Raw genomic sequence first — 17,476 nt, forward strand, 5'->3', positions numbered from 1 at the left:
GTCCTGCAGTGCGCATCAGAATGACACCTGACCAGCCAGAACAAGGCTATGTGTCACGCGCACTCCGGCGTGTCGCAAAGCGAGCCAGCCTCACGATCGCGTTCGTCGGTCGCAGATCCACCGTGAACTCGGTGACCTGAAGTCAGTCTTCAACTGGTCATGGGCGCATGTCACGGTGACCCGGCGTCGGCGGAGACACTGTCGGAGTGACGGCTGAGGAATCGAGGCTCGGTGAGTGATGACTTCTGGAGCGAGCCAGAGGGCGTGCGGATCCAATGGCGACGGGGGTGGCTGCGCGCACGTCGACTTCGAATCGATGGAGAACCTGAGCAGAAGGGACGTCGAGGCGCAACTCATCGAATCACACGCGCCCAGATCGCGCTGCTGGACCAGATGACCACATTCCGACAGTTCCCGTTGACCGGTCCCGTCGCACTCGATGTGTGCTTCGTTTCCGGCAGGTCCCAGCCACCGGGGGTGCACCGGCTTGCCAAGCACCTTCTCGACGTGCTCGGCGCGTTGCGGACCCGCGGCCACACATGTGGCCGCCACCACGCCCTCTACCGCGACGACCGCCAAGTGAAACTACTGCACGTTCATCTCTCATCGCGCCATCCAGCCGCTGACGCCTCGGCCTCGCCATGCACGCACGTCACGGCGCGGCCCCTGCGTGATGTGGTGGACGATCTCAGGCGGTTCTCCTCCGTCCACGACGACGCACGCTGCGATGACGACTCCCCTGACTGTCCGGTCCACAGCCCGCCGATTCCTGAGCCCGAGACCCACCCTGCCTTCGACCCATGCCACGCCGAGTCGCCTGAGCAAGCCGAACGCCGGCGCGAACTCAACGACTGGCTCGCGAGCTACAACCGCGGCTGCCTGCAACAGGCTCTGCTGGCCCGGTCCGATGCGCGGCTCACCCTCATGTTCACCCAGTGGCCTCACTGGATCTCCGGCGCGCGTCCACCAGGCCGCCCGCTCGCCGACGATCCGCGCCTGCTTGCGATCCACGAGCAGCTTGACCGCAGCCGCGAACGCAGTCGAATGATGCTGCTGTCCGAACCGTTCACCTTCACGCTGCCTGTGCTGCCCCAGACCCGTGGTGACGGCGTGAACTTCGGAAGGGCAATCGGTCAGGCCGTCGATGAACTGACAGCCAGGTATCCCATCCTGACCTCCATGCAAACACCCGTGAAGGTCATCCTCCTCGTCGTCCCGCCATCCCAGGGCAAGGACCTCGACAACGTCGCGCTCGCTGTCATGCCCGCAGTGCGCCAGGCCGTGGCCCCTGGGGAGATCTCCTCGTACGAGGTCATCGAACTCGCCAGAACTCCTGGCGATCCACCGGAAGGACTGCTACGTCTCGCCTTCGGCGACGGGCTCAATCCACAAAGCACCTGGGAACGCGCGACCGATTACATCGAGGAGCACATGGATAGCGACGACCACTGGTAGCCGTCATTTCGACCGTATGTCAAGGTCTGGAGTGATCGGACCTCGGCAGCCATGGGCGTTCCTCGACCGTCAAGGTCGGCACTCGGGACCTCCCGGCGGCCCCACATGCCCTCGCGCATGAGATCGGGTCGGTGGCCGAGCCTGTCAGAACATGTCGATTAACCGAGCAAGAAGGCCGTCGTCTGCTGAACAACATGCGTCGGGGCAAGCAGGGCGCGATCCGGGTGGGCGGACGATGATCGTTCTGGCTCCGTCGTCCGGCCGGCCGCATCTGCTGCTACGAGAGTGGATGTTGAGGCAGACGCCAGCGCCGAGGAAGTCCTGGGCTTGGACGTGGGAGAGCCGGACCTGCGCAACCGGCGCTCCATGGTGTGGCAAGGATACCCAGCTGCCACTACTTCGCGCAGCTCCTGTTCGTTGAGGCCGACCTGTGAGCTGGACGACGTTCCTGCAAGTACTGGTAGTGGCGCGGGTCAGGTTACGTCAGGTGGGGATTGTCGTATGGTTGCGGCAAGCTGTGGCGGTGACTCCACCCAAGGTTCCCCCAGCTGGAGCTGGCACTCGACAGAAGATCCAGGCTGCGATCGAGGCTGCGCTATGGACGCTGAGCAACGGACGCTGCTACGAGCCTCACTGCACTGCACCTGTCGTGGTGGAAACCCGCCCCGGGGTTTATCGCAAGAACGTCCAGATCTCGCATATCTATGGTGTCAAGCCCGACGCCCCGCGTCATGTTAAAACCATGTCGCCAGAGGAACGTGACTCCTTTAAGAATCTTCTGCTGTTGTGCACACCGCATCACGCGGATGTCGATGACAAGAAGACAGGAGCTACCGACTTTCCCCCAGATTTGCTTAAAGAGTGGAAGATCAAGCGAGAGGGTGTCGCCGGGCCTCCGCTGGCTAAGCTCCGCATCGACGACGCAGAGAAGTTGCTGGATGTACTGACCCGCATGTTCTCTCCGCCTCTGGACCGCCTGGAAGCCATCACAGATCGTTTGGAGCGCACCGGCGAGGTTACCGAACGCACCGTCGACGAGCTTAGGGATGTGCTCCGTACTTTGGGTGCGAACCAGGGTGTGGATCATCAGTCGATAAGACGACTCGCGCTCGCGGCCGAGATGCTTGAACATCAAAACATAAACCGAGCGGCTACTCTACTTGCGGCCAGCGTAGAAGCGCTTCCCGGATTGATTAGTGACCTCGATAAGGCGACGAGAAGGCTGCCTGAGTATTGACCGGTGCGGACCTCGCTCCATGCCACACCGGAGACGTCCGCACAAGCGAAGTGTTGTGAGGGGACGTGGGCGAGGCGATGAAGTGTCAGATTGCAGCCCCAGCTCAGACGGAACTGTCCTTCGTCAACGTCCCCTTCGACGCCCTGACGGTCCTCGACCAAGTCAGAAACTGCTTGATCTCCTTGGGCCCGGCGTTCGATGAGCGCAATTACGGCTGCCGTAGCTTCCGCGACTTCCTGGGGTGCCTGGCGCACCGGGTGGCCGCAGTGGGCTCCTGGGGTGGAGACGTCACGCTGGCGCTTACCGACGGCGCCCTTCCTGGTCCTGCGGACGGAGGGCGGTGAAGGGCACGAGCTGGTCCTTGAGGTGGAGTTGGTCGCGTCGGCCGTCGGCGTAGTTGATCTCGTAGTCGACGACGCCGCACCAATTCCCGTCGGCGCTGGGGAAGCGGCCGTGCAGGCGGGCGGGGACCGCGCCGGTGAGGTCCAGGCCGGTCTCGATGACCCGGCGTGGGAGTCCGTCCGGGCGGGGGAAGAGGGTGTCGAGTCGGATCCAGGCCGGGGTGAGGACGCGGTTGTGTCCGTGTAGGGCGTCGCCGTCCCAGGAGGTGTACGGGCTGATGATCATGGCTCGCCCGGTTCCCGCCGCTTCGTCATCGTGGGGTGGCGGAAGGGGCTGTGGCCGTAGAACCGCTCGTCCAACTCGACGCGGTCCGGATAGGGTCGATCGCCGGTCAAGCGCCAGCCGGTGTCGCGTGCTGTTGTCGCGCAGGTCGGGCAGTCGACCCGGAGTTCGTCGCCCGCGGCGATCACGGTGGTGATGCCGGGGACGAGTGGGTGTCGTCCGCTCTTGCATCTGGTGGGAAGGATGGCGATCACCGCTCCCGTGCGGTCGATCCGGTACCGCAGCGCACCGTCCGGCGGGGGAGGCGTGGAGGGTGGCGTCATGTCCGGCAACATACCATCCGATCGCACATATGTTCGATGTGGACGTTGATCGATGGCCGGTCCCCCTGGCGGGGTCGCGTGGTGGCGTTGATCGAGGGGAAACCTCCGCCCAAAGCTCCGTGTCATCGCGTTAGTGATCTTGCTACACCTGTCCGTGTCCGTATGACGACAGGCTGTCAGCGCGAAGGAAACCGATGCCCCGCACCAAATCCCGCTTGCTCCTCCCTGTTCTGGCTCTCGCTGGGGTCGTGGCCTATGTCGGTCCGGCCGCGGTGATCGACACCGTGACCGGTGTCTTCGAGAGCCGGGACCCGGTGTTGATCGAGGACGAGGGCCATCAACTCCTGGTTGGTGGTGACGGGGAGACCAAGGCTCGGCAGTGCACCGTTCTGGTGGCGTTGACCACGCGGCGGTGCGGTGACGCGAAGGTGGTGGTGATCGACGCGGCCAAGATGCCCTTCATCGCCCGCAACATCCACCTGGCCTGGGGTGAGGGGCAGCCGTCGATCCTGACCCGCAACTCCGCCAAGCAGGCCGCCAACCGGGCCGCAGCGTGCGGCAAGTTCGTGCCGAAGAACGGGGGCAGTTGCGACGAGTACAGCTTCGCGACCACGGACGAGGGCGGTTCCGGAGCGCGGACGGAGGAGGTTCCGCTGCGTGAGCAACGTTGCCAGGGTGGGGCGATCAGCGCCGGGTACGCCAAGGCCAAGGTGGGCCAGGGGGACAGTTTTCTGGTGGTGATCGCCAGCCCGGCCCAGGTTGCCACGGCCGGGTTTGCCGGGGCGGACGTTGCTGACGTGCAGGTGGAACAATGTGCGCTGTGACCCGCTACGCGTGGGCGGACACCGCCTTCGACCTGGCCTGGACCCTGGCCGTGACCACCGGCCGGACCGAGCAGGAGGTGCTCGCCGCCTACGGCGTCCGCGACGACGCCCAGCCCACCGACCTGACCTTCGAGGCCGCGCTGGAGCAGCGCAACGAGCACTTCGACGACTACGGCCTGCTCCAGCTCACCCGCCGCGGGCAGCACCTACTGGCCATCGAGCCCAACGGCTGGGTCGGCAACGCCCCAGAGGTTGCCCGAACGTTGTCTCGCCCGAGCGGGGTATTCCTGTCGGTCTACTGGAGCGCCAACGGCGACCACCAGATCGTCCAGGCACGGGACGGGCAGCTCACCGCCCGCTTCGATCCCACCTTCATCGGCCAGCCCGCGGGCGCCAACGACATGCTCCCCGGCTGGTGCGAACCCGAGGACTTCCCCCTCGACCACCTCAAGTCCGCCAGCCTCGCCGCCGTCGAACGCGTGACCGGGCTGGCCTTCGACGACTCGTGGCTCACCGCCCCGGTGCCCACCTACCGGCTTCCGGTCTGAGCCAACCGCTGCAGGCCGTGCAGCACCCGTTCCAACACGCCCAGGTCATCCTGTACCCACATCGGATTGGACGGATCGCTAGAGGGTAAGGCGGTGTGCCAAGAGCGCCGAGCCGGTGGTGAGTGGAGGCCCTTTGCGCTGTCCTCGACTGCGGCGGTCGATGGGGCCAGCTCCGGCGTGACTCGCGGCAAGAGAGCAGTCGGCCAGTCCCCGCCGTGGGCTGGGTCGACCAAACCGTCGACTCCGACATCACTCTCGCGCCAGTGCAGGCGCAGCGCTCTGCCCGCAGCGGTTTCCCGCTTGACCAGCTCGGCAACCGACACCATCCTGGCTTCCAGGGTGTGCCTAGGCATAGGGCTGAACTCGTCGGTTCACAAGTCGCTCTGGGCGAGCCGCACGTCGGTGCTCGTGCTCACAGTGAATCGCCTGGTCGCTCGCCATCGCTAGCCCCCTCGGCGGTGAAGGGCGGCGAGAGCAGGTCGTCGGGCAGGCTCTTGATCACTCGTCCGGCGAGGGCGTTGCCGACCTCGACCATGGAGGTACCGAGGCTGGCCACCACCCGCGCGGGCAGCGGTTGAGCCACGCCTTGGTGCACGTCGACGATGTTCTCCAAGTACATCTCCAACCCTCGGTAGATCACCGTCAGGCCATGCAGCAGCACCTGACCGTTTCGCCACGGGTTCTCGGGAATGTCGTCTTCAGCAGGCACCGAGCCCGCCCTTCCGCTCGTGCGTTCGCCAGCCGCGGCCATCACCGTCCATGCCCCCCGGTGGTCGCTCCCGCGCGCATCAGGGCAACCACAACGCGCTGGAGCGGATCACCAACGACGGCGCGCCTGGCTCCCCCGGGGCCGGCAGGTCCAGGAGGTCTTGGATGACCTCCTGGATGTCGGTTCCTTCCTTCATCCAGACGATTCCGTCATCCAGGAGTCGGTTGGCGAGGATGTGCGTGCGGTCGAAGACGAAAATGGCGTCGGTGAATTGTTTTTGGCTGTAGCTGGCGGCTACCGCCGCCAGGTCGTCGTTCTCGTGCAACAGGTGGAAGTTCCATCCGGCTTGGCGGATGGACAGGAGATGGACAAGTTCGGGAAAACGGCGCAGAGCATCCTCTGGGGTGATGTGCTTGTTCACGATGCTGGTGCTCCGCGTCCACTGGCTCCGGTGGGTGACACCCCACGCCGGAGACACGCGGCGCCGGCGGGGTCGGGGGTCCTACCAGCGCGTCATCCGGCGCGGGGTGCCATGAACCGAGCTTCGCTCTGGATCATGAGCAGCGGAACAGAGCCGAAGGGGCAGGTCAGGGCCGCAGGCGGGCCCGGCCATTCGGCCGCCGTCCACCCGGAGGATTACCCGGAGGATTGGACAAGATCACCAGGTCAGCGTCCTGCCGCCGGTTACACTGGGCACAGCGGCGAACACGGATCGAGGACCGGTGACGACCACCCCGAACGACCGGTTGCGTGCGGCGCGGGAGGCCGCCGACCTGACCCAGGAGCAACTGGCCGAGCGCACGAACGCCCAAGTCCAGGCGGCAACGGGCAAGCCGGGCGCGATGGACGCCGACTACGTCAGCAAGCTCGAACGCGGCATCCACCGCTGGCCCAACAAGACCTATCGGGCGGCCTTCCGCGAGGTCCTGGAGACCGGCGCGGACCGTGATCTCGGCTTCTACAGCACCCGTGCCCGTGCGGTTACCGTGGAGAGGACAAGCCCTCGCTACCGTGAAGGAGGGGACGACGTGGAGCGGCAGGCGTTCCTCCGGGTGCTGGCCGGATCAGTGGCTGGCCTGACCTTCGCCGACCCTCTCGGCGAGTTCGCGGCCCGAGCCCAAGCCGGTAGCGGACGGCAGATCGGCCAGGCCGACGTCGACCAGGTACGCGAACTCGCTCGCATGTTCGCCAGCCAGGACCATCAGTACGGAGGACAACTCTCCTCCCGCGCGGTCATCGCGCAGCTTGGCGCGACCGCGGAACTCATCGACAGCCCGTTCGCCGGTTCTCGTGTGCGCGACAACTGGTTCTCCGCAGTTGCCGAACTCGCCGATACCGCGGCGGGGGTGTGCTTCGACGCCGGAGAACACTCACAGGCCGAGCGTGCCTTCCGGTTCAGTGTCGGTTGCGCCATCAAGTCCGGCGACTGGGCCATGAAAGCCAAGGCACTCTCCGGCCTGGCTAACCTCTCGGTTCACTTGGACCGCAAAGACGACGCCTTGAGCTTCGCCGAGGAAGCCTTGGTCCGGGCTGACCGACTCAGTCCCAAAGTCGGCGCGATGATCCACACCCGTCACGCCCGCGCGCTGGGCCTGGTCGGCGCATCCCGCGCCGCAGACTGCCGCACCGCAGTGGCCAAGGCGGAGGACCTGTTCGCCACATCCACACCCGACAACGAACCCACCTGGCTGGCGCACTACGGCCAGGCGCACCTCGACCGCGACGCCGGGCGGGCCTTGTTCTTCCTCGCACTCAACGGTGGCGGCCACGAACAAGCACGCCAGCGACTCGAAGCAGCCATCACCCGCTTCCCCGATGGCCACTCCCGCGGCAAGGCGTTGGCGAAGGCCAACCTCGCCGCCTTGGTGATGGCCTGCGACGACCCGCGCGAAGCCGTCGTCCTCGGCAACGACGCACTCGACGCCGTCGGCACCGTCCGCTCCGACCGGGTCAACGACGCGCTCAACCGGCTGGCCGAGGCCGCCCGCGGACACCGCACCGTCCCGGAGGTGCGCGAGCTGGCTCATCGCGTGCGACGAACTCTCCGCAGTCAGGCTGGATGACGCGCAACCCACCGAATGGTTCTACGTGGACGCTGGCAGTGCGTTGGACGGCTCGTTTGCCGTGTCTTGGCGGTATAGCAGCTCGTAGAGGTGCGCGCCTTTGATCAAGACGGATGCCTCGACCGGGTGGTCGTTGTAACTGTAGATGACGCGCAACTGCCGGATCACCGGAGTGCCGTCAGGCAGGTCAAGCGTCTCGATCTCCTCGGTAGTGGGAGGACGGGCCGAGATGCGGTCGACGAAGTGCTGCTGGGGATAACCAAGGTCTGCCAGTGCTCGGGGAGCGCCGCCGCGGATCTTCGTCGTGCCCGCCAGGCTTGTGCCCGCGGCGATGTCGGCCGGGTAGTACGAGAAGGACAGCTCCACGGGGTGCCCGTCGTGCAGGAGGAGTCTGGCGCGGACCACGGCGGCGGCCTGGGGCGCCAGTCGAAGGCTCTCGATGACGTCTCGGGGCGGGACGACGCTGTCGACCGAGAGCAGCCGGTAGCGGAACCGGCCCGGCTCCGGCACGATGTAGGCTGCGGCGTCGATCACGAAAGGTCGGCGGTCGCGGACGAAGACTCCCTTGCCGACGTGGCTGTCGAGGAACCCCTCGTCCTTCAACGCCTTGAGCGCGTGCTGGATGGTGGCGTTGGCCGCGCCGTATCGTTCGACGAGCTGCGCGGTGGACGGCAGGCGCTCGCCGGGCGTTAGCTCGCCGCGCATGATCAGGTCGCGGATCTCCGCGGCGATCTGCTGGTGGCGCGGCCGTGGGTCACGGGCGCGGGGCACGACCGGCTCCCGGGGGCGTCGTCACGGTCATGGGGTCAGCTCGTAGCGCAACCGCCGCCCGTCGGCGACCATCGTCATCACACTCGCCTCGACAGGCCGGTCCTCATCGGTCAGCAGCACCCGGGCGAGCAGCAGCACGCAGGCCGCGGCATCCAGTCGCAGGGCGTCCTGCTCGTCCGGTGTGGCCAGGCGCGCGCTGACGTCCTCGCGAAGGCGCCGCGGCGGGTGGCCGAGGTCGGCCAGGAGGGCGACGGCTCCGCCGCGGATCTTGCGTGGTTCAGCCAGTTTGGTTCCGCGGGCGATGGCCGCGGGGTAGTAGGAGTCGGTCAGCTCGACCGGGTGGTCGTTGAACAACATCACCCGGCGACGGAGGACCACCGCCTCGCCCGGCTCGACGCCGAGCATGTCGGCCACCATCTCCGGCGCGGGCACCTCCTCGACACCCAGCAACTTCTGCGTGCCGGAACCGCCATGCTCCGCAGCCTCCACGGCCCACGCATCACTGCGGTGGCCGCTCACGTACGGCATCGACACGCTCGTCCACAGGCGGGCATCGGCCATCGCTCACCTCCTTGGATCTCGCGGGTCGCCGGGTGCCTACACCCATTGACCTTAGTCGTAGGGCAGCAAGGCCACCTTCGCCCCGGACGGAATCTTGCCACCTTTCGGATATCGCAGTAAGGTTGGCTGTAGCTAGATCGCTACAGCTCGTCACCGGCCGCATCGGAGGCCGAGAACCCCACTACCGCCGCTGGCACGTCAGGGCGGCCATTCGCAGGTCCGAGACCGGAGGGGCACATGCAGACCACCCACGACGCGTTACCGGCGACAGGGCAGGTCACCATCACGCGAACGTTCGGCTTCAGCGCCAGCCACGAGCTGCGGCTGCTGCCCGAAGGCCACAAGTGCCAGCGCAACCACGGCCACAACTACACGGTCACCGCCACCGCGCGCATGGACGGCGACGGCCCGATCGACTGGTCCCCGCTGGCGGATTACCTGGCGTCGACCTTCGACCACCGCCTGATCAACGACCAGGTCACCTTCCACCCGACAAGCGAACTGCTCGTCAATCACCTCGTCGAGTGGGTTCGGACCAACGTTGAGACAGGCTCGCCCATCACCCTGGTGGCGATGGCGGTGTCGGAGACGCCTTCCACCTCGGCACGCTGGGATGGCGCGACCAACGGGATCACCATCTCGAAGACCTTCGACTACGGCCAGGGTGAGATCACGCTGATCCTGGGAGCCGACGAGTTCGACGAGTTCGGGTTCGTCACCGATTTCGGCGACCTGAAGCCGTTCTCGACGTACCTGCGCAAGGCCGACACGGTGTCCTCCGCCGCGGCTCTGGCCCACTGGTTTGCCACCAACGTGGAGCCGATGATCCAGGGGCGCCTGGTATCCGTACAGATCGCCTCGGCGACGGCGACCGAGCGGTGGGAACGAGGCGACACGCTGTGAGCGCTTTGGTGATTCCGGTTGGCCGAGCCGAGAGCACGGCGATCCTCGCGGAGAAGTTCGAGTCGTTCCAGGGTGAGGGCCCGTGGATGGGACAGCGCTGTGTGTTCCTCCGGCTCTCGCGCTGCAACCTGCGGTGCGGGTTCTGCGACACCCCGGAGACGTGGGACTGGAGCCGGTACAACTCCTCCGAGGTCAGCAGGAGGGTTCCGATCGCGGATTTGGTGTCCTGGGTGCGTGAACGCGCTGTCGACCTGGTGGTGATCACCGGCGGCGAGCCGATGTTGCAGCAGCTCGCGATTGGCACGCTTGCCCGCGACCTGCCGGGCGTGCGGGTGCAGATCGAGACCAACGGCACGATGGAGCCGATCCCGGAGTTGGCCGACCGGGTAGATCTCTGGGTGGTGAGCCCGAAGCTCGCCAACTCCGGCATGGACTATCCCGCCCGGATCAAGCCGCAGGCGCTCGCGGCCTTGTCCGCCACGGGCCGTGCGGTGTTCAAGTTCGTCGTCTCCGACCCCGCGAACGACCTGGACGAGATCGCCGAACTGGTCGAGGAGTACGGCCTGACCCCGGTATGGGCGATGCCCGAGGGAACGACCCGGGAAGCGGTTCTCGCTGGTATGGACTCGCTCTACGGCCCCGCGATCGACCGCGGCTGGAACGTCTCCACGCGCCTGCACATCCTGACCGGCGCTCGCTGACCCGAGCTGATCGCACGGTTCTGCACGTCAGCAACACATTTCGACGATTCGCGATGACGCACGCTCTTGACAGGAAGCGAGGCATTCGCCATGACCGACGTCCTTGACAGCACGGTGCTCAACGGGAGCCAGGCCCCGCCCGGACGAGTCGACAGCGACCGCGTCGCCGATCTCGTCGGCCAGCTCTTGGTCGTGATCGGCGAGGACCCCGCCCGTGAGGGCTTGGCGGACACTCCGGCCCGGGTCGCCGCCTGGTGGGGAGAGTTCTTTTCCGCGGACGCGGCGGTGCCGACCTGTTTCACCGAGCAGTACCTCAGTGATCAGTTGGTTGTCGTCGGGGGCGTCAGTGTGTGGTCGTTGTGCGAGCATCACCTTCTGCCCATGAACCTGAACGTCACCGCGGGCTACGTGCCGGACGGGCAGGTGATCGGCCTGTCGAAGTTCGGGCGAGTCGCGCAGCGGTATGCCGGTCGTCTCCAGGTGCAGGAGCGCTTCACTCGGCAGGTCGCCGACGAGATCGCCCTCGCGATCGGTGGCAGCAACGTCGCGGTCGCGGTCCACGGTACACACCTGTGCATGAGCGCGCGGGGTGTCCGCATGGAGGCGGCACGCACGACCACAGTGGATACCCGCGGCCGGTTTGGAGCCGATCCGGTTCTCTCCCAACAGTTCCTCGCCATCGCCACTGATCGGAGGAACCTCTGATGGCCATTGAGTTCTCGGTGATCGCCCCGCCCGACTATTTGGACGCGTTCGTCGCCCAAGCTCCCGCTCGCGTTCACCACGTTGCCGCGCAGCATGTTCTGAACGACCCGTTGTACCGGGACTTCTTCCACCGTGAGGCCGGACGCGGTGCCGAGATCATCATCGACAACGGCGTGTTCGACCTAGGCGAGGCGCTGCCCGCCGAGGACTTGGTCGCCGCGGCTCGCGCGGTGAACGCCAAGGAGATCATCCTGCCGGACGTGATGGGCGACGGACCGGCGACCATCCAGGCCAGCGACGAGGCCGCCCGCGAGATCCAAGACCTCAGCGACGAGTTCCGGTTGTGCGTGGTGCTGCACGCGGCGACCGACAAGGAATGGCTGCGCACCTACGACTACTTTGCCTCCAGCGCCTACGTCGGCGCCATCGCGTTACCCGCGTCCCGCAAGCCCGCGTCCGACGAGCTGTTGTGTCGGACCCGGTGGACGGCGACCCGCTTCCTGGAGAACCACGGCCTCGTCGAGGACCGGATCACGTACCGACTGCTCGGACTCGGCCGCACCGGGCACCTGGAGCTGGCCGAGCAGCGCGAGCACGAGTGGATCGCCTCGGTCGACGGTGCCGCGCCGGTCATCCTCGGCGCGATGGGCATTCCCATGCTGCCCGACGGACCGTATGAGAAGCGACCGACGCCGCGGATCGAGAACCTTGGCCTCATCCCCGAGGAACGGTTCGGCCTGATCCGCCGCAACATCGACGTGGTCCGTGAGGCCGCGGGCAGCACCGTGCGCATCCCGGAGGCCATCCGATGAGCCTGCTGGCCGGGTCCGCGCTGCGCGCGGACCCCATCGAAGTGAACGGGCACACGATGCCCCCGGACCGCCTGCTGCGCTACCTCCAGATCAAGGCCCACCACCTGATCCAGGACCACGACTGGGACAGCATCCACGTCGTCGGCGGCTACGACCGCGGCGCGGTGATCTCCGCCCACGAGAAGACCGGCAAGCTGTTCAACATCGAGCGCCCCACCGCCGACGCCCACGGCCGCGATCTGATCGTCAAGGCGTTCCCCGGCGTCGACTACGTCCACCACTACGGCCTGATCATCGCCACCTACCTGGAGATGGTCGGCAAGGACGCGAGCATCGTCAGCTACGAGCCGCCCACTCCCGCAGTATCCACCGACGCGGTGAGACGGCTCGAACTCGACCTCAACGGCGATCTCGTGGTGGTCGGCTGGGGCCTGGCCCACCTCGTCCCGCCGGACGGCGTGTGGAACCGCGGACACGGCTACGCCTGGCAACGCACCCGCATCCACGGCCGCGACGTGGTCTTCCTCGGCTACCAGCACAGCATCTGGGGCGACGTCGCCGGACGAGTCGTCACCCGCCTGGCCAGACTCGGCGCCGGCGACGTCGTCTACGTCGGCAAGGTCGGCGCGCTGAACCCGGCGATCGAGCCCAACACCCTGCTCGCCACCGGCAACACCAGCTTGATCGACGGCGCCCCGGTCACCTGGAACGACTTCTTCGCCGACTTCGCCGTCTCCCAGCCGGGCGTGCACACCGGCATCCACGTCACCTCGCCGTCGATCCTGCTGGAGAACCGCGCCTGGCTGGCCGAGCACGCCGACCACGCTTTCGTCGACCCGGAGATCGGCCCCATGGGCGCGGCAGCCCGCGACGCGGACATCGGGTTCGGCTACCTGCACGTCATCTCCAACAACCTCGCCCGGCACTACCCCGCCGACCTGTCCAACGAGCGCAATCACGACGTGCTCCAGCGCCGCGCCGCCCTGATCACCCAGATCCGCGACATCATCACCGCCCGCCTGACCTGAACCCCACGGAGGAACACCCATGCCGGACACGGCACCGCCCGACGCCCCGACCCGCGGGCGCGAGATCACGATCGTCGGCATCGACGGCGCGGGCAAGTCCACCCTCGCCACCCGCCTGCACCAGGCCCTCAACGACGCGGGCCACAAGACCATCCTGGTCGGCAAACACACCACCGACGTGCCCGCCGACCTGGAGCTGGCCGCGTACGTCGACCAGCTCAACACGTTGGTATACCGCCGCGACGCCCGCATCGCCCAGGAGTGCGGCGACCACTACTGGCTACTCGCACTGGCCGCCTGGTACACCCTGCAGGACAAGCTCGTCATCCAACCCGCGCTCGCCGCGGGCACCCACGTCATCCTCGACAACGCCCACCACAAGATCCTCGCCCGCTACGCGGTCAACCCCGACGTCGACACCGAGCTGGCCGAGCGGGTCTTCGCTCACCTCACCGAGCCCGACCTGATGTTCTTCCTGCACATCGACGCCCACACCGCGCTGGCCCGCAAGGGCGAGTTCAGCTCCCTGGAGACCGGCCACTCCGGTGGCGGCGACGAGGACTTCATCCGGTACCAGGACACTGTCCTGGCGACGCTGCGCGAGCACGCCGACCGCGGCGGCTGGCTGTCGATGGACGTTACCGACATGGACCGCGACGCGGTCTTCGACACCGCCGCCCAGGCCCTGACCGACCGCCTCCAGCTCTCCCTCTGAAGGATTCCGTCCATGCCAGTGACCCGACCGACCGACGGCGAGTACGTGTGCCACGGCATCACCTGGGCGACCGGAGACCCCCGACTGCTCCTCGCCCCGCTACCCGACGGGCCACTGGTCTACGCCGAGATCATGAACCAACGACTCGGCTTCGCGTCCGGTACCGGCAGGTGGTGCACCGGCCGGTACCGGTTCGTCGACACCGTGCGCGTGGAAGCCCTCGCCTGCCCCGACCGCGCGCAGGCCGGGCAGAACGACCAATGCCCGCGATGCCTCGGCCAGGACGAGTTCCGATTCGCCCACCAGTACCACCGCGACGGCAACGTCCCCGACGCTCTGCGCCGGTACATGGACCAGCCGCACTGGCTCTACCTGGCCACCTTCGCCGACGGAGCCACCAAGGTCGGCACCGCGGCTGAACCACGCAAGCACTCCCGCCTCAACGAACAGGGAGCCCTGTTCGCCACCTACCTCACCACCACCCCCGACGGCCGCACCGTGCGCTTCCTCGAAGACGCCATCACCCGCGACCTCCGGATGCCCCAAACCGTCCGGGCCACCACCAAACTCAAAGCCCTGGCCAACCTCACCAACCTGGCCGCCGCGGGCGCGGCCCACGACCAGCACGTCACCCGCGCCGCCGACGCCCTCACCGCGACCGGCAACCAAACGGTCCTGGAGAAGTGGGCCCCTCCTGCTGAAGGCGCGCGACTGCGCGTCGCCGGTCGAGCCCGAGCGTTGTACCCGCACGACCTACAGGACGGCGAACACGGCTTCACCGTGACCTCCTGCGTCGGCACCCAGGTACTCACCACGTTGACCGGCGACGACGAGACCGACTACGTGCTCGATCTCGGCACGCTCAAGGGCCGTCGCATCGCCCTTGGCCCCTTCACCTCGCCGGGCGCCGCTGTCCAAAGCTCCTTGTTCTGACCACCCGAAAACGAGGCACCCACCATGGCACCCCTCGACGCCGTGCTCGGCTGGGACGAGGACACCACCGCCGAGGCGTACGCCGCCTTCACCCGCGACTTCCCCATGTACTCCGCCACCAGCCGCGACCTGGCCCACCGCGCCAACCTCTCCAACGCCGACCTGGTCATCGACCTCTGCGGCGGAGCAGGCGCCACCGCGGAGGCCATCCTCGACCTCGCCCCACCGCACACCCGGGTCATCTCCCTGGACAACGCCGCCGCGATGCAACGCGTCGGCCGACGCGCCCTCACCGACCCACGCCTGACCTGGATCACCGCCGCGGCCGAAGACCTCGCCGACCACGTCCCCGGGTCAGTTGACGCCGTCATCTGCAACAGCGCGATCTGGAAGACGAACGTCCCCGCGGTGCTCCACGCCGTCCACCAAGTGCTCCGCCCCGGCGGCCGGTTCGTGTTCAACATCGGCGGCGGCTTCGCCGGAGTCCGCCACCCCGACGAAACCACTACCCGAACCGGACCGTCGCTGAACACCCTGATCCACCAAGTCGCCACCCAGGACTACGGCCACCGTCCCCCTAGATCAGAAGCCACAGCACCGAAGCTGCCACTGGACGCAGTGACGGCACACTTGGTCGCCGCAGGGCTGACCGTGCTCGACACCGAAGTCACCGCCCAGCACAGCACCATGGCCGAGAAGAAGGCATGGGTGTCCATCCCGGTCTTCGCCCGCCCCGAAGGCGACTACACCCACGCCCAACGCATGGACATCCTGAATAAGGCATACGCCATGACCACGCCCGACTCTCCAACCGTGACGAGTTGGCTGACGGTGGTTGCCCAACGCCCCGACGCACAGCTCTAGCCCGCCAGTCCGCCTGTGGTCAGTCGGACCGCTCATCACCTGGTCTCAGTGGCCAGGCGGCGGACGTACGTTCGGATGCGGTCCCGGTCCTCGGGAAAGGCGCTCTCCCACTCCTCGGTCAGGTCGACCCACCTCGGCGGCTGTCCGTTTTCGCCGCCTAGCGGTACATCACGGTCGACCACGGCGGCGTAGGACAGGCCCAGCGTCGGCGACCAATCAGCACGGTACGAGCGAACTGTGACCGCAGCCGGAACCGGCAGCAACTCACCCGACACCCCGGTCTCCTCTGCCAACTCCCGAGCAGCAGCGGCCCGCGGCGTCTCGCCCGGCTCGACCGTGCCCCCAGGCGGCACCCACCCCCGAATGCGGTGCCGCACCAGCAGCACGTGACTGAACGAGGGGTCGGTCACCCACACCTCGGCCGACAGCGGCTCCGTCAGAACGGGTTGGGCGCGCAGCCACGCGTGGGCGTCGTCGAACGCCATCTCCGCCACACGCGCATCGGCTACCGCCGCATCCACAGTCCTCTGGTCGATCACCCGGCCAACCCTATGCCGAGGCACTGTTCGTCCTCAAAGACCACCTTCGCGAGCGCGACCTGCGCACTCTTACCCATCGCTCAATAAATATCCAGCATGGGTCGTGCTGTTCAGCGGTTGGTGGCTCTAGTGCCGTTCACCCCAACGAGGAGCATTCGTCACGACTGCTCGGTCTACGGGCAGTGGAGTGGGACGGTGCCGCGCACTCAGCCCAAGCTGGTCGAGATCACGGCAGCCATTGCCCCTAGCGCCAAGTATGGGCCGAGCGGCATCGGTGCGTGGCGAGGGATGCGGTGGGTACCGCGTAGTACGAGGCGGGCTACTGCGGCGAGTAGCCATCCAAGGAGAGTGCCAGCCAGGATCGCCGACCAACCGCACCACCCAAGGGCGAGGCCAAGGAGACCCGCGAGCTTGATGTCTCCGGCGCCGAGGCCGCCGGTACAGAGGGCGAGTGCGAAGTAGGTTGCGGCGAGGATGGCCATGCCGAGCAATGCTCGTGCCAGATTCGCGTGGTGAGGTTCGAGGACAGCAACCGCGGTGAAGCCTGCTCCGAGGATGGGGTAGCTGGGAAGGATCAGCGCGCTGGGAAGCCGATGCTCCGCCAGGTCCACTACCGCGAGGGGCACCAGCGCTGCAGCGAGGTAGCTGAAGGGCAGGAGGGCGTGGTGCTGGCCGATTCGCCAGGCTAGCGCGGCGAACAGGAGCCCGGTCAGCGCAGCCGCGGTTGCCCACGCGCTCCACCCGAACGATCTTGTGAGCAGCAGGCGGCGCGTCACCAAGCCGAACGCGCCACCGCTCGCGGTACCGAGGACGGCCCACCACGCGATCGATTCCGTGGAAGTCAAGCCCATTCACCACCTATCACTCTTCGTAGCGATTTTGGCCCCGTTTCGGCGGATCCCTCGCTGTCGGTGACACCGAGAGAAATCGTCCCGGGTGACGACTTTAGGCCAGTTGAGTGAATCGGTACGAGGATGTTTCATGCCGACTTCAAAGTCAGCGCATTCCGACTTTGCCGTCGGGTGGGTGTCGTGGTGTAGACCTATTGGAGTCGCTCGGACGTGGGGCGATCGTTTTCGGGAAGCAGGGGGTGTGTTTGTGAGGCAATGGGTTTTTCGATCTTGGCGCGGGTGTCTGGTGGTCGGCGCGTTGACCCTGGTG

Annotated in this window: 21 protein-coding genes; 13 read left to right on the forward strand and 8 right to left on the reverse strand. The window is 66.9% G+C overall.

Annotated elements, in window-relative coordinates; all coding sequences use genetic code 11:
- Positions 1-231 precede the first annotated feature (231 nt).
- Together V5P93_RS11585 and V5P93_RS11590 are read left to right on the forward strand one after the other, a co-directional pair.
- Complete coding sequence (locus tag V5P93_RS11585; protein ID WP_146108335.1) at positions 232-1,455, forward strand: hypothetical protein; 1,224 nt, start codon at positions 232-234, stop codon at positions 1,453-1,455.
- A 487-nt stretch (positions 1,456-1,942) separates the two neighbouring features.
- Positions 1,943-2,692, forward strand: a complete 750-nt coding sequence (locus tag V5P93_RS11590) for a hypothetical protein (RefSeq protein WP_374065866.1) — start codon at positions 1,943-1,945, stop codon at positions 2,690-2,692.
- Between the two features lie 300 nt (positions 2,693-2,992).
- On the opposite strand, the gene V5P93_RS11595 is transcribed toward V5P93_RS11590, so the two are convergent.
- Together V5P93_RS11595 and V5P93_RS11600 are read right to left on the reverse strand one after the other, a co-directional pair.
- Positions 2,993-3,319 carry a hypothetical protein gene (locus V5P93_RS11595; RefSeq protein WP_104482821.1) on the reverse strand — a complete coding sequence of 109 codons (327 nt, stop codon included), beginning with the start codon at positions 3,317-3,319 and terminating at the stop codon, positions 2,993-2,995.
- Positions 3,316-3,639 (reverse strand): hypothetical protein, encoded by a 324-nt coding sequence (locus V5P93_RS11600; protein ID WP_146108337.1) that lies wholly within the window; start codon positions 3,637-3,639, stop codon positions 3,316-3,318. The genes V5P93_RS11595 and V5P93_RS11600 overlap by 4 nt, the downstream gene beginning before the upstream one ends.
- 248 nt (positions 3,640-3,887) lie before the next feature.
- Here V5P93_RS11600 and V5P93_RS11605 point away from each other — a divergent pair, with 248 nt between their 5' ends.
- Together V5P93_RS11605 and V5P93_RS11610 are read left to right on the forward strand one after the other, a co-directional pair.
- Positions 3,888-4,463, forward strand: a complete 576-nt coding sequence (locus V5P93_RS11605; RefSeq protein ID WP_146108338.1) for a NucA/NucB deoxyribonuclease domain-containing protein — start codon at positions 3,888-3,890, stop codon at positions 4,461-4,463.
- Positions 4,460-5,011, forward strand: coding sequence for a DUF6461 domain-containing protein (locus V5P93_RS11610; RefSeq protein ID WP_104482824.1), 552 nt, complete (start codon positions 4,460-4,462; stop codon positions 5,009-5,011). Before V5P93_RS11605 ends, V5P93_RS11610 begins: the two co-directional genes overlap by 4 nt.
- A 412-nt stretch (positions 5,012-5,423) precedes the next feature.
- Here the strand turns inward: V5P93_RS11610 and V5P93_RS11615 are convergent, their stop codons facing one another.
- Both V5P93_RS11615 and V5P93_RS11620 read right to left on the reverse strand, forming a co-directional pair.
- Positions 5,424-5,720 carry a hypothetical protein gene (locus V5P93_RS11615; protein WP_146108339.1) on the reverse strand — a complete coding sequence of 99 codons (297 nt, stop codon included), beginning with the start codon at positions 5,718-5,720 and terminating at the stop codon, positions 5,424-5,426.
- 79 nt (positions 5,721-5,799) lie between these two features.
- Entirely contained in the window at positions 5,800-6,141 is a 342-nt protein-coding gene (locus tag V5P93_RS11620) for a hypothetical protein (protein ID WP_146108340.1), read from the reverse strand.
- 301 nt (positions 6,142-6,442) lie between these two features.
- Here V5P93_RS11620 and V5P93_RS11625 point away from each other — a divergent pair, with 301 nt between their 5' ends.
- Entirely contained in the window at positions 6,443-7,783 is a 1,341-nt protein-coding gene (locus V5P93_RS11625) for a helix-turn-helix transcriptional regulator (RefSeq protein WP_104482827.1), read from the forward strand.
- A gap of 21 nt (positions 7,784-7,804) precedes the next feature.
- On the opposite strand, the gene V5P93_RS11630 is transcribed toward V5P93_RS11625, so the two are convergent.
- On the reverse strand, positions 7,805-8,554 hold the full coding sequence (locus V5P93_RS11630; protein WP_104482828.1) for a GntR family transcriptional regulator: 750 nt from the start codon (positions 8,552-8,554) through the stop codon (positions 7,805-7,807).
- A 27-nt stretch (positions 8,555-8,581) separates the two neighbouring features.
- Positions 8,582-9,115 (reverse strand): GntR family transcriptional regulator, encoded by a 534-nt coding sequence (locus V5P93_RS11635; protein ID WP_104482829.1) that lies wholly within the window; start codon positions 9,113-9,115, stop codon positions 8,582-8,584.
- 237 nt (positions 9,116-9,352) lie between these two features.
- On the opposite strand from V5P93_RS11635, the gene V5P93_RS11640 reads away from it, so the two are divergent.
- The 8 genes from V5P93_RS11640 (at position 9,353) to V5P93_RS11675 (ending at position 15,776) form a co-directional block, all read left to right on the forward strand.
- Positions 9,353-10,018 (forward strand): 6-carboxytetrahydropterin synthase, encoded by a 666-nt coding sequence (locus V5P93_RS11640; protein WP_104482830.1) that lies wholly within the window; start codon positions 9,353-9,355, stop codon positions 10,016-10,018.
- Positions 10,015-10,719 (forward strand): 7-carboxy-7-deazaguanine synthase QueE, encoded by a 705-nt coding sequence (locus tag V5P93_RS11645; protein WP_374065872.1) that lies wholly within the window; start codon positions 10,015-10,017, stop codon positions 10,717-10,719. Before V5P93_RS11640 ends, V5P93_RS11645 begins: the two co-directional genes overlap by 4 nt.
- Before the next feature lie 90 nt (positions 10,720-10,809).
- Positions 10,810-11,424 carry a GTP cyclohydrolase I gene (folE, locus tag V5P93_RS11650; RefSeq protein WP_104482831.1) on the forward strand — a complete coding sequence of 205 codons (615 nt, stop codon included), beginning with the start codon at positions 10,810-10,812 and terminating at the stop codon, positions 11,422-11,424.
- Positions 11,424-12,236, forward strand: coding sequence for a hypothetical protein (locus V5P93_RS11655; protein ID WP_104482832.1), 813 nt, complete (start codon positions 11,424-11,426; stop codon positions 12,234-12,236). Before folE ends, V5P93_RS11655 begins: the two co-directional genes overlap by 1 nt.
- A complete protein-coding gene (locus V5P93_RS11660; RefSeq protein WP_104482833.1) occupies positions 12,233-13,264 on the forward strand; it encodes a hypothetical protein in 1,032 nt (343 codons plus the stop codon). The genes V5P93_RS11655 and V5P93_RS11660 overlap by 4 nt, the downstream gene beginning before the upstream one ends.
- Positions 13,265-13,283: 19 nt before the next feature.
- The gene (locus V5P93_RS11665) at positions 13,284-13,979 is read left to right on the forward strand and encodes an AAA family ATPase (RefSeq protein ID WP_104482834.1); all 696 of its coding nucleotides are present in this window, start codon (positions 13,284-13,286) and stop codon (positions 13,977-13,979) included.
- Between the two features lie 12 nt (positions 13,980-13,991).
- Entirely contained in the window at positions 13,992-14,912 is a 921-nt protein-coding gene (locus tag V5P93_RS11670; RefSeq protein WP_104482835.1) for a DUF2797 domain-containing protein, read from the forward strand.
- Positions 14,913-14,936: 24 nt separating this feature from the next.
- Positions 14,937-15,776 carry a class I SAM-dependent methyltransferase gene (locus V5P93_RS11675; RefSeq protein ID WP_104482836.1) on the forward strand — a complete coding sequence of 280 codons (840 nt, stop codon included), beginning with the start codon at positions 14,937-14,939 and terminating at the stop codon, positions 15,774-15,776.
- 35 nt (positions 15,777-15,811) lie between these two features.
- Here V5P93_RS11675 and V5P93_RS11680 read toward each other — a convergent pair whose 3' ends face one another.
- Both V5P93_RS11680 and V5P93_RS11685 read right to left on the reverse strand, forming a co-directional pair.
- Positions 15,812-16,315: an NUDIX domain-containing protein gene (locus V5P93_RS11680; protein WP_245931704.1), complete on the reverse strand. Its 504-nt coding sequence runs from the start codon at positions 16,313-16,315 to the stop codon at positions 15,812-15,814.
- A 206-nt stretch (positions 16,316-16,521) separates the two neighbouring features.
- Complete coding sequence (locus V5P93_RS11685) at positions 16,522-17,160, reverse strand: prepilin peptidase (RefSeq protein ID WP_181043883.1); 639 nt, start codon at positions 17,158-17,160, stop codon at positions 16,522-16,524.
- Positions 17,161-17,476: the final 316 nt, after the last annotated feature.

It is taken from the genome of Actinokineospora auranticolor (assembly GCF_041897805.1).
Lineage (GTDB): Bacteria > Actinomycetota > Actinomycetes > Mycobacteriales > Pseudonocardiaceae > Actinokineospora > Actinokineospora auranticolor.

Bases quoted from the DNA above. Each gene is read 5' to 3' on its own strand.
- V5P93_RS11595 (WP_104482821.1), bottom strand. From the start codon at position 3,319: ATGATCATCAGCCCGTACACCTCCTGGGACGGCGACGCCCTACACGGA.
- V5P93_RS11600 (WP_146108337.1), bottom strand. From the start codon at position 3,639: ATGACGCCACCCTCCACGCCTCCCCCGCCGGACGGTGCGCTGCGGTAC.
- V5P93_RS11635 (WP_104482829.1), bottom strand. From the start codon at position 9,115: ATGGCCGATGCCCGCCTGTGGACGAGCGTGTCGATGCCGTACGTGAGC.
- V5P93_RS11640 (WP_104482830.1), top strand. From the start codon at position 9,353: ATGCAGACCACCCACGACGCGTTACCGGCGACAGGGCAGGTCACCATC.
- folE (WP_104482831.1), top strand. From the start codon at position 10,810: ATGACCGACGTCCTTGACAGCACGGTGCTCAACGGGAGCCAGGCCCCG.
- V5P93_RS11655 (WP_104482832.1), top strand. From the start codon at position 11,424: ATGGCCATTGAGTTCTCGGTGATCGCCCCGCCCGACTATTTGGACGCG.
- V5P93_RS11660 (WP_104482833.1), top strand. From the start codon at position 12,233: ATGAGCCTGCTGGCCGGGTCCGCGCTGCGCGCGGACCCCATCGAAGTG.
- V5P93_RS11665 (WP_104482834.1), top strand. From the start codon at position 13,284: ATGCCGGACACGGCACCGCCCGACGCCCCGACCCGCGGGCGCGAGATC.
- V5P93_RS11670 (WP_104482835.1), top strand. From the start codon at position 13,992: ATGCCAGTGACCCGACCGACCGACGGCGAGTACGTGTGCCACGGCATC.
- V5P93_RS11675 (WP_104482836.1), top strand. From the start codon at position 14,937: ATGGCACCCCTCGACGCCGTGCTCGGCTGGGACGAGGACACCACCGCC.